We start from the raw sequence: 11012 nt of genomic DNA on the forward strand, positions 1-11012 counted from the left end.
GTCGACAGCCGGCCGTTCGGCACCGAGCTGGATGTCAAGCTGCGCGGCTATGAATGGGTCGGCCATTCGCTGTCGCCGACCATCATCGCCAGCCACGACTTCCGCGTCACGGTGGGCGCCGAGCGCGCCCAGCCATATTCGATGTCAGTGTTCAATGTCTCGGCGATGAGTTTCGGCGCCTTGTCCGCGAATGCCATCCGCGCTCTCAATCGCGGCGCAAAAAAAGGCGGCTTTGCGCATGACACCGGCGAAGGCTCGATCTCGCCGTACCATCGCGAATTCGGCGGCGACCTGCTGTGGCAGATTGCGTCCGGCTACTTCGGCTGCCGCAACGGCGACGGCAGTTTCAATGAAGAGAAATTCGTGGCGCAGGCGACCTCGCCGCAAGTAAAGATGATCACGGTCAAGCTGTCGCAAGGCGCCAAGCCGGGACATGGCGGCGTACTGCCGGCGGCCAAGATCACGCCGGAAATTTCGGCGACGCGCGGCGTGCCGATGGGAGTCGACTGTATTTCACCCGCTACGCATTCCTCGTTTTCCAATCCTATCGGCTTGCTGGAATTCATCCAGAAACTGCGTACCCTGTCGGGCGACAAGCCGGTCGGCTTCAAGCTCTGCGTCGGCCATCCCTGGGAATTTTTCGGCATCGTCAAAGCCATGCTGCAAACCGGCATCCTGCCTGACTTCATCGTGGTGGATGGCTCGGAAGGCGGCACCGGCGCGGCGCCGCTGGAATTCGTCGACCACGTCGGCATGCCCCTGCAGGAGGGCTTGCTGCTGGTGCACAATTCCCTGGTCGGCGCCGGCCTGCGCGACCGTATCAAGATCGGCGCCAGCGGCAAGGTGATCACCGCTTTCGACCTGGCGCGCACGCTGGCGATCGGCGCCGACTGGTGCAATTCGGCGCGCGGCTTCATGTTTTCGCTGGGCTGCATCCAGTCGCAAAGCTGTCATACCGACCGTTGCCCTACCGGGGTGGCGACCCAGGATATCGGCCGTCAGAAAGCGCTGGTGGTGCCGGACAAGGCCGAGCGCGTCTACCGCTTCCACGAAAGCACCTTGCATGCGCTGCAGGAACTGGTGCAGGCTGCCGGCCTGCCGCACGCTTCCGCCCTGCGCGCGCATCATATCGTGCGACGCACCTCGGACCATGAAGTGAAGTTGATGTCTGACTTGCTGTCTTACCTGCAGCCGGGCGATCTGCTGAACCAGAATTATCGCTATCCGGTGTTTGCAAAATACTGGCCGATCTCACGCGCCGAAAGTTTTCATCCGGCGGAACCGATTCTGGCCGAACCTATCCCGGCCGCGGCCTGAAAAAAAAAGCCAGAACTCTCGCGAATCCTGGCTTTTTTATTGCTGCCCTGTTTTCAGGCTTCGGCGTCCGGCTGGTTCTGCGGCGCCGCCTGGATAAACGCCTCCAGTTCCTGGCAGTTCTGGTAAATCTGCATCAAGGTCGGCATCGCCGTCAAATCGCATTTCAAGCGCTGGGCATTGAATATCTGCGGCACCAGGCAGCAATCGGCAAACGTCGGGGTATCGCCGAAACAAAACCGGCCGCTGCGCTTTTCGCGCGTCAGCGTGGTTTCCAGCGCCGCCAGCCCGCTCTCGCACCAATGCCGGTACCAGGCGTTCTTGGCGTTCTCGTCGACCTTCAGTTCGTGCACCAGATAACGCAGCACGCGCAGATTGTTGACGGGATGAATATCGCAGGCAATCGACAGAGCAATGCTGCGCACAAAAGCGCGGTCCAGCGCCGCCGCCGGCAACAAGGCCGGTGCGGGGTGGACTTCTTCCAGGTATTCCAGGATCGCCAACGATTGCGTCAACACCCCCTGGCTGCCGGCTGCGTCGTCCTCGACCATGGTCGGCACCAGGCCATCGCTGTTCAAGGTGCGGTACATCTGGCTCAGCTGCTCGCCGCCATGCTTGAGCAGATGCACCGGCACGATGTCGTAAGGCATGCCCTTAATGTTCAGGGCTATCCGCACGCGGTAGGCGGCGGAGCTGCGGAAATAGCTATACAGTTTCATCGATATCTACCTAGACCAGGCGTACCCGCAACTCGCCGACGCCGGCGACCGAGCCCTCCAGCAAATCGCCCTTGCCTACCGCCGCCACACCCGCCGGCGTGCCGGTAAAAATCAGGTCGCCGGCCTGCAGTTCGAAAAAAGCAGACAGCTGCTCGATGGTTTCAGCAATGTTCCAGATCATCTGGCTGATATCGCCTTGCTGACGCAAAACGCCGTTGACGTTCAGATGGATATCCCCCTGTTCGATCAGGCCGCTGGCGCCGGCCGGCTGGATGGCGGAAATCGGCGCTGAGTAATCGAAGCCCTTGCCGGTGCACCATGGCCGCCCCAGTTTCTTGGCCTCGCCTTGCAAATCGCGGCGCGTCATGTCGAGCCCGACTGCATAGCCCCAGATATGCTTGATGGCTTCCGCCGCCGGGATGTTCTTGCCGCCGGTCGACAAGGCCACCACCAGTTCGATTTCGTGGTGCAGGTCTTGCGTCATCGACGGATACGGCATTTCACCGATGCTGCCGGCAGCGGCAGGCAACACGGCGTCGGCAGGCTTCATGAAGAAGAACGGCGCCTCGCGGCCACTGCTGCCCATCTCCTTGGCATGCTCGGCGTAGTTGCGGCCGACGCAGTAGATGCGGTGCACCGGGAACAATTGATCGCTGCCGGCGACAGGTACCGCGGCGGCTGGTTTTGGCGGGAAAACGAAGTGCATGGGAGCTCCTTTTTCAATACTGCCGAGATGCCGGCAGCGGACAATGTCTCAATTCGGTATTTGCTTCTGACTGATGTACTGGGCCAGCCGGCGCACGGCTTCCTGCAGGTTTTCCATCGAGGTGGCATACGACAGGCGGATATAACTGCGCGCGGTATGCGCGCCAAAATCCAGGCCCGACACCATGCTGACGCCAACCTGCTGCAAGATATCCTTGACCAGCGCGTCGGCATCATCGCCATCCTTGAGCAGCGCGCTGCAGTCGGCGTACACATAAAAGGCGCCGTCCGGTATGACCGGCACCTTGAAGCCCAGTTCGACCAGGGCCGGCACAAGGTAATCGCGACGGCGTTTGAATTCGGCCTTGCGCGCTTCATACAGCGTCAGTGAATCTTTATCGAAACAGGCCAGCGCCGCATGCTGCGCGATCGAAGACGGACAGATGAACAGGTTCTGCGCCAGCTTTTCGATCGGCGCCACCAGCTGCTGCGGCAGCACCAGCCAGCCGAGTCGCCAGCCGGTCATGTTGAAATATTTGGAGAAACTGTTGATGACGATGATGTCGTCGCCCAAAGACAGCGCGGAAAACGGCGCCTCGTCGTAGCTCAGGCCCTGGTAGATTTCATCGACGATGGAGAAACCGCCCTTGGCGCGCACGGTGGCGATGATCTTGCCCAGTTCGCCATGCAGGATCGAGGTGCCGGTCGGATTCGAGGGCGAAGCCAGCAGCACGCCGCGCGTAGCCTCGCCCCAGTGTTCGCGCACCATCTGGTCGGACAGCTGGAAGCGTTCAGCCGGACCGCTGGGTATCATCTTCGCGCGGCCGTCGAAGGTGGCAACGAAATGGCGGTTGCAGGGATAGGAAGGATCCGGCATCAGCACTTCGCTGCCCTTTTCCACCAGGGCCGCGCAAGTCAGCAGCAGGGCGGCGGAAGCGCCGGCGGTAACGACGATGCGGGCCGGTGCGATGTCTAGTCCGTAGACCTGGCGATAGTGACCGGAGATCGCCTCGCGCAGCGCAGGCAAACCGGTGGCCGAGGTGTATTGCATCTTGCCGTCGGCCATGGCCTTGGCGGCCGCCTCGATCACCAGCGGCGCCGCCGTGAAATCCGGTTCGCCGATGCCCATGTGGATGATATGGCGGCCCTGCTGTTCCAGCGCTGCCGCCATTTTTGCCAGTTCCATCACATGGAACGGTGCGATGTTATCGAGACGTGAAGCTAGTGTAGTGTTTCGCATGTAATGGCGCTTAAGAAATGGTGTATTTTCGCGCCAGGCTAGGCGCAAACCGGAGCGATAGTGGGCTATCGCGAGGATTTGCAACGACGCATGGCGCGAAAAGACGCCGTTTATTAAGTGTCATTATGTGCGAAACACTACACTAAGTGCGAGAATGTCATGAACAGATTTTCCGATGGGCGAACCGCATCCTGTGGTACGCGGCCGGGTCGCCTGAAACATCAGGGACCGCAACCACGCATCATGCCCGATGTAGCGCGGCCCCGCTTGCAAAGACAGATTTTCAGGATTTCTTGCCGGCGCTGATCTCGTCCGCGCGCACTTTGGCGGCAAACTTGTCCAGCACGCCATTCACATACTTGTGGCCGTCGATGCCGCCGAAGGACTTGGTCAGTTCGACTGCTTCATTGATGACGACACGGTAAGGAATCTCGACGTGATTCTGCAGTTCGAAGGCGCCGATCAGCAAGGCTGCGTGCTCCACCGGCGACAGTTCCGTGATCTTGCGGTCGATCAGCGGCGCCAGGCCGGCGCGCAAGGTGACGACGTCCTTGATGGCTCCGTACAGCAGCGAATTGAAATGCTCGGCATCGGCCTTGTCGAAACCGTGCGCCTGGCGGATATGCTCGCTGATGGCGGTCACGTCTTCATTGTTCAACAGCCATTGGTACAGGCCCTGCAACGCGAATTCGCGCGCGCGGTGACGCGGCGTGCGGCTCTTGCTCGGATTGGCGTGCAAAGTTTTAGTGGTGGTCATAGTTTTTCCAGCTTGGGTTGCTACTTGTTTATCTGCATTTCATCTCTGGCCAGCGCCCGGTGCGGCCGCCAGCTCGCAGATCATCTGAACATATTGAAAAACCACGGCGCGGCCATGACAGCGCTGCACGCCGTCACGGCCTCGACGCCGTCTTATTCTTCGCTGGTGGCTTCCGCCAGCTCTTCCAGCGCGATCGAAAGATTGGCCATTTCCACCGCGACTCGCGCGGCGTCGGTGCCCTTCTCTTCCATGCGCGCTTCCGCCTGCTCGTCGTTCTCGGTGGTCAGCACGGCGTTGGCGATCGGGATGCCGGCATCCAGGCCGACGCGGGTGATGCCGGCGCCGGACTCGTTCGAGACCAGCTCGAAATGGTAAGTCTCGCCGCGGATCACGGCGCCGATCGCGATCAGCGCGTCGAACTGCATGGTTTCCGCCATCTTCTGCAGCGCCAGCGGGATTTCCAGGGCGCCCGGCACGGTGACGTGCAGGATGTCCTCGTCCGCCACGCCCAGGTGCTTCAGTTCCGCCAGGCAGGCTGCCATCAGGCCGTGGCAGACATCTTCGTTGAAGCGGGCTTGCACGATGCCGATACGCAGATCAGCACCATCCAGGTTGGTTTCGTAAATTCCGACTGTCATGGCTTTCCTCTTTTGCGCACCAGGCGCTTTTTTTCAAATTGATTACAAAAATGCCTTACACCACATCTGCTGGCTACAACCATCTGCTGCTGTTGCAAGGGCACTGCTAAAAACGGTTAATGCTTGCCGTCTGCCGCTCAGGCATTCGGCTTGTTCTGGTAGCCGGTGATTTCCAGGTCATAGCCGGTCATCGACGGCATCTTGCGCGGGCTGGCCAGCAGCTTCATCTTGCCGACGCCAAGGTCTTTCAGGATCTGGGCGCCGATGCCGTAGGTGCGCAGGTCGACCCGCGGCGGCGGCGGCTTGACGCCGCTGCAGGCGGCTTCCAGCGCTGCAAACTTGGCGAAGATCTGATCGGCCGATTCTTCGCAGTTAAGCAGCACCACCACGCCGCAAGGCGAAGCAGCAATCGCCGCCAGCGCCGAAGCCATGTTCCAGGAATGGTTGGTGGCCTCGGTTTCCAGCAGGTCGAGGATGGAGACCGGCTGATGCACCCGCACCAGCGTTTCCACGTCCGGCGACGGCGTTCCGTGCAGCAGCGCCAGGTGGGCGCCGCCGCTAGGCGTATCGCGGTAGGCGATGGTCTTGAACGTGCCTTGCGCCGTATGCGTGGTGCGCTCGGCCAGGCGTTCGACGATGCTCTCGTGCTGGCCGCGGTAGTGGATCAGGTCGGCGATGGTGCCGACCTTCAAGCCGTGTTCCTTGGAAAATTCCAGCAGGTCGGGCAGACGCGCCATGCTGCCGTCTTCCTTCAGGATTTCGCAAATCACCGCGGCTGGCGTCAAGCCCGCCATCTCGGTCAGGTCGCAGCCGGCTTCGGTATGGCCGGCGCGCATCAGCACCCCGCCCTTGCGCGCCTTGATCGGGAAAATATGGCCCGGCTGCACGATATCGCCGGCCTTGGCGTCGGCCGCCACGGCCACCTGGATGGTGCGCGCGCGGTCGGCGGCAGAGATCCCGGTGGTGACGCCTTCGGCGGCTTCGATCGATACCGTGAAATTGGTGCCGTAGGCGGTGCCGTTGCGGCTGGTCATCATGCTCAGGTTAAGCTGGTCGCAACGCTCTTCGGTCAAGGTCAGGCAGACCAGGCCGCGCGCGTGGCGCACCATGAAGTTGATCGCATCCGGCGTGACGAAATCGGCGGCCAGCACCAGGTCGCCCTCGTTTTCACGATCTTCTTCATCCACCAGAATCACCATGCGGCCGGCACGGAGTTCTGCAATGATTTCCTCTGTAGTTGCAATTGACATGTTTCGCCTTGAAGACAGCCGCTGCGAAAGCCTTGTGAGCATGCGCGGGCAATGAATTATGTTTAGGTTAATACTTTAAGTAGAATTGTGGCATGCGGGCGGCAGCGTCGCCGCCCTTGGCTATGCAAGCATAAGCCTGAGGTGGCTATTTTAAAGGATTTAGCAGACTGAAAATGTTTTACGGCTGCTACTTTCCATAGTTTTATGCTAAAACCCCACGCCGCTGCGGGGCGGCCTTGCTCAGGCCGCCAATGGTTGCATGTTTGCCAATGCATCCAGCAACAGTTTCGGATCGCCCAGGGCCAGCCGCTTGGAGTCGGACAGCGCCTGCCGGAACGACTTGGCGCCAGGCACGCCCGCCATCAGCCCCAGCATGTGACGCGTGATGCTGTTCAGACGCAAGCCGTGGCCGTCGCGTCCGTGCAGGGCCAGCTGGCTGCGGATGTACGGCAGCATCGCCTCGATCACTTCGGCGCGCGTCTTCGGCTGCGCCTCGGCGGCGCCGTAATAGCGCGCATCGAAATCCGCCATCAGGTAGGGATTGTGATAGGCCTCGCGCCCCAGCATGACGCCATCGACGTGCTGCAGGTGAAAATCGATCTCGGCGGTAGTCTTGATGGCGCCGTTGATGATGATTTCCAGTTCGGGAAAGTCCTGCGCCAGCCGGTAGGCGTACTCATATTTCAAAGGCGGGATTTCGCGGTTTTCCTTGGGACTCAGCCCCTTCAGGATAGCGTTGCGCGCATGCACGATGAACGTCTGGCAGCCGGCTTGCGCCACCGTACCGACGAAATCGCGCACGAATTCATAGGATTCGGTCTTATCGATGCCGATCCGGTGCTTGACGGTGACGTCGATCGCAACCGCATCGCGCATGGCCTTGACGCAATCGGCCACCAGCGCCGATTCCGCCATCAGGCAGGCGCCGAATGCGCCCTTCTGCACACGCTCGGAAGGACAGCCGCAATTCAGGTTGATCTCGTCGTAGCCCCACTGCTCGCCCAGCTTCGCGCTTTTAGCCAGGTCGGCCGGCTCGCTGCCGCCCAGCTGCAAGGCTACCGGATGTTCAACTTCGTCGAAATCCAGGTGGCGCGGGACATCGCCGTGCAGCAAGGCGCCGGTGGTCACCATTTCGGTGTAGAGCCAGGTGTTGTGCGTGATTTGGCGGTGGAAGACGCGGCAGTGGCGGTCGGTCCAGTCCATCATGGGCGCAACAGATACTAAGCGCTTGTTTATTAAGGAGTTTTTATTACTCATTTGGTTCTATTTGCACATTCAGTGCACACGATATGCACACAGCATTAATAATTGGTACATAATCCATGCATCAGACGACACACACGAATTGCACACATGGCTACATTTACTCAACTTCCGAGCGGATCATGGAGAGCACAGGTTCGCAGAGGCGGCTTAACGCGTGGTGCCACATTCAAGCTGAAACGCGAAGCTCAGGATTGGGCGTCGGTGGTAGAGACGCAGGCAACACACATTATAGCAAGCGGATACCAACCTATCCCGAAGGGCTTTACATTTGCCCACTTGATAGATGCCTACGTTGGCAGCGTCAAAGCTGGAGGCAAAACAAAGACCGCCACTTTAACCATGCTGAAGCGTCAACTAGGCCACGTCGCGCTCAAGTCTCTTAATAGTGTGCACTTACGAGATTTCATCGACCGCAGAAAAGCCGACGGTGCCGGGGGAGTCACGCTCTCAGCTGACCTTTCTTATATAGGCGCGGTAATGAAGTGGGCAAAACACTCTCGCCAAATGGATGTCTCGACAGAACTCGCATTGAATGCGCGACGTGACCTGACATCTCAGGGAATCAGCACCCGCTCCAATGAGCGATCCAGAGAACCCACTAAGTCAGAGCTGGAGGCGTTATTTAATCACTGGCAGGGCAACGAGCGCCAGCGTATCCCGATGCATACCATCGTGGAATTTGCCTTATCCTCCGCAATGCGCCTCAGTGAGATATGTTCGATAACCGCCGAAGATGTGAAGCCGTCAGTTCCCAGCGTCCTCATACGTGACCGCAAAGACCCTCGAAAGAAAGACGGCAATCATCAGGACGTGGCCCTGCTTCCTGCTGCGTGGGACATTGTTGCCCCTATTCTCAAGGAACGTCCCACAGGTAAACTATTTCCTTATCAGCCATCCAGCGTATCCACAGCGTTTACTCGTGCATGCGCAAAACTCAATATTGCCGATCTTCATTTTCATGACCTGAGACACGCTGCCGCCAGTAATCTTTTCCGTATCGGACTGGATATCCCCCACGTTGCCAGCATCACGGGCCATAAGGATTGGAAGATGCTGAAGCGCTATACGCACATTACGCCAACCGATGTTTTTGCAAAACTGAAAAAGTAGGTTGACAAACAGGAACTTTTTAACGTATTATTCGCCCTGCAGTCACAATTCAAAGCATCACGCCCATCTAGGCGCAAGAGTACAACCTCAATTTATTGGGCAACTACTATTGCGCCTTTTTGTCGTCTGCTTTCTGCGCATGCAACATTTACAGATGCATCTTTATCAACAACAAGGAGCTACGCCAAACAATAAGGAGGGTTTTCATGACAACTCAGCAACAACTCAGCACTTCATCCCTAGCACGCCTCGTAGGATGCTTCACCGAGCAAGAACTATCCGAACTCGCTGGAGTTAAATCGACCACAGTAGACGCATGGCGTCGGCGTGGCACTGGACCAGCCTATACGAGATTCGGCTCCAGCTTCCTCTACCCCATCGAATCAGTGAAATCATTCCTAATCTCGACCACCAAGTCCCGATCTGGATACGATCCGGCTCTCGGAATGATTTAGTTACATTTACTTACAAAGTATTTTTACACAAATTGGCTAATATGTGGTAGAAAAGTATTGACAGAGTTGCTTGGAGGGTATATACTCTAGTCATGGAGTAAACACCTGACATAGCGAGTCAGCACCACTTCATCACACATGATAGGCCACCTTAGACGTGGCCTATCGCCGTTTACAGCCTGCAATTTGTCGCTGGCTGGCAAATCCCTCTACAACTTATTTTTATGGAGAATCCCCATGGGCCAAATCACGCCTAAAACCGGAACAAAATACCAGCATTCAGACAGCTACTTCGAGTCTGTTATCCGCATCCTATTAGATGGCCGCTCTACCGGCCTTACTAATCGTGCACTGGCAGCAACGCTGAACGAAAACGGGCTAACCAGTCATTCTGGGCTGCAGTGGAATGAAGAACGCGTCAAGCAGACCAAAAAGCATCTACGTAACAAACAATACGCTGGCTCGTTTTACCGTGCTCTATTGCGTCTGATCGGATCGGGGGCCTTCACTGTGAAGGAAGCCACTGTCTTGTTCCTTCCGAAAATGAAAACAGCATGAGCACCACCGCTGTCTATAACGACTTAACTTGCTTCCTCATCAGCGTCTTTTCACAGATTACTGGTGATCCGCTGACGATTGCTAATTCGTTAAATATGCTCTCGGTAAAAACGCCATCTGGACGAGGCTGGGGATACGTATCAGTAACGAAAGCGAGAGACCTGATCATTCCTCGACGTGAAACTTTCAATTCGCTAACGCCTGTTGAACGCAACTATTACTTGGCTCTCGCTCAGGTTAACCGTGTCACTACTCATAAGGGGAATAAATGAAATCAGCATTATCAAAAGCTTTGAAGAAGCCACCGCGAGCAACAGCACATGCGCCAGCAGCACCATTGTCTGTAACGCTATCCGCAGCCTCCTACGTCGATTTAACTGTGTTGGCTACAGCTCAGAGTCTGTCGATGCCAGAGATGGTAGCAAAACTCATCGCTAATGCGTCAGCACCAGCACAAAAGAAGCTCACTGGTATTTACAGCATCTTAACTAAACAATCTTAAAAGGAAACCTAAACATGCAAAATTCATATAACGCAGCAATCGCTCAAGCCGAAGAACTTAATGCCCTCTTCCCACTCGTGCCCGATCTATCACCGGATACCTTGCACAGTCCAGCCGCTCGACGGGAGCATCAAGTTAAATTCGACGCCAGATTGGCAGCTATTGCCGCCCATCAGAATCAACAACGTCAGATTACGCAAGCAGCGGCAGCCAAAGCTTCGGCTCCAATGAGCGATGATGAATATTATCAAGATGGCTTGAAGCGCTTGGCAGAGAGGAAAGAACGAGAGTTGGTCTCAGAAGTCATTGCAGCTGCTGCCGCTACAGCAAAGAAAGCTCGCTTAGCTCTGCGTCCTGCCGAGGTATCGGTGTGCACTCCCAGCCGACGGGTGCTGTCATGGCGCTTGTCAAATACGTTGACGACGGATTTCTGCATCGAAGCCGTGCAAGAAGCGATTCTCCGCTACGGTACGCCGGATATCTTCAACACCGATCAAG

At 57.5% G+C, this 11012-nt stretch carries 12 protein-coding genes and 1 pseudogene; 6 read left to right on the forward strand and 7 right to left on the reverse strand.

The genetic code is table 11. The annotated features are described in order from the left end of the window. Positions 1-1317, forward strand: a 1317-nt coding sequence (locus tag VNZ65_RS22995; RefSeq protein WP_325673226.1) for an FMN-binding glutamate synthase family protein, incomplete at its 5' end; no start/stop codon positions are given. A 53-nt stretch (positions 1318-1370) separates the two neighbouring features. Here VNZ65_RS22995 and maiA read toward each other — a convergent pair. The 7 genes from maiA to dusA form a co-directional block, all read right to left on the reverse strand. Beyond that, the gene (maiA, locus tag VNZ65_RS23000) at positions 1371-2033 is read right to left on the reverse strand and encodes a maleylacetoacetate isomerase (RefSeq protein ID WP_325673228.1); all 663 of its coding nucleotides are present in this window, start codon (positions 2031-2033) and stop codon (positions 1371-1373) included. A 10-nt stretch (positions 2034-2043) separates the two neighbouring features. Beyond that, entirely contained in the window at positions 2044-2739 is a 696-nt protein-coding gene (locus VNZ65_RS23005; RefSeq protein WP_325673230.1) for a fumarylacetoacetate hydrolase family protein, read from the reverse strand. Between the two features lie 48 nt (positions 2740-2787). Beyond that, positions 2788-3978, reverse strand: coding sequence for a pyridoxal phosphate-dependent aminotransferase (locus tag VNZ65_RS23010; RefSeq protein ID WP_325673232.1), 1191 nt, complete (start codon positions 3976-3978; stop codon positions 2788-2790). A 283-nt stretch (positions 3979-4261) separates the two neighbouring features. After that, the gene (gene nusB / locus VNZ65_RS23015) at positions 4262-4735 is read right to left on the reverse strand and encodes a transcription antitermination factor NusB (RefSeq protein WP_061942999.1); all 474 of its coding nucleotides are present in this window, start codon (positions 4733-4735) and stop codon (positions 4262-4264) included. Between the two features lie 152 nt (positions 4736-4887). Further along, positions 4888-5373 carry a 6,7-dimethyl-8-ribityllumazine synthase gene (ribH, locus tag VNZ65_RS23020; protein WP_325673235.1) on the reverse strand — a complete coding sequence of 162 codons (486 nt, stop codon included), beginning with the start codon at positions 5371-5373 and terminating at the stop codon, positions 4888-4890. 137 nt (positions 5374-5510) lie between these two features. Then, complete coding sequence (gene ribBA, locus VNZ65_RS23025; RefSeq protein WP_211443307.1) at positions 5511-6623, reverse strand: bifunctional 3,4-dihydroxy-2-butanone-4-phosphate synthase/GTP cyclohydrolase II; 1113 nt, start codon at positions 6621-6623, stop codon at positions 5511-5513. A gap of 240 nt (positions 6624-6863) precedes the next feature. Beyond that, a complete protein-coding gene (dusA, locus tag VNZ65_RS23030; RefSeq protein WP_414649203.1) occupies positions 6864-7829 on the reverse strand; it encodes a tRNA dihydrouridine(20/20a) synthase DusA in 966 nt (321 codons plus the stop codon). Positions 7830-7976: 147 nt separating this feature from the next. Between dusA and VNZ65_RS23035 the strand changes: the two genes are divergently transcribed. The 5 genes and pseudogenes from VNZ65_RS23035 to VNZ65_RS23055 form a co-directional block, all read left to right on the forward strand. Continuing rightward, positions 7977-8999 carry a site-specific integrase gene (locus VNZ65_RS23035; RefSeq protein ID WP_325673239.1) on the forward strand — a complete coding sequence of 341 codons (1023 nt, stop codon included), beginning with the start codon at positions 7977-7979 and terminating at the stop codon, positions 8997-8999. Positions 9000-9691: 692 nt separating this feature from the next. After that, a complete protein-coding gene (locus VNZ65_RS23040) occupies positions 9692-10012 on the forward strand; it encodes a hypothetical protein (RefSeq protein ID WP_325673241.1) in 321 nt (106 codons plus the stop codon). Then, positions 10009-10284 carry a hypothetical protein gene (locus tag VNZ65_RS23045; RefSeq protein ID WP_325673243.1) on the forward strand — a complete coding sequence of 92 codons (276 nt, stop codon included), beginning with the start codon at positions 10009-10011 and terminating at the stop codon, positions 10282-10284. The genes VNZ65_RS23040 and VNZ65_RS23045 overlap by 4 nt, the downstream gene beginning before the upstream one ends. Next, a complete protein-coding gene (locus VNZ65_RS23050) occupies positions 10281-10514 on the forward strand; it encodes a hypothetical protein (RefSeq protein WP_325673245.1) in 234 nt (77 codons plus the stop codon). The genes VNZ65_RS23045 and VNZ65_RS23050 overlap by 4 nt, the downstream gene beginning before the upstream one ends. A gap of 380 nt (positions 10515-10894) precedes the next feature. After that, positions 10895-11012, forward strand: a pseudogene (locus VNZ65_RS23055) (IS3 family transposase); the annotation flags it as partial.

It is taken from the genome of Collimonas sp. (assembly GCF_035566555.1).
In the GTDB taxonomy this organism is placed as follows: Bacteria; Pseudomonadota; Gammaproteobacteria; order Burkholderiales; family Burkholderiaceae_D; genus Collimonas.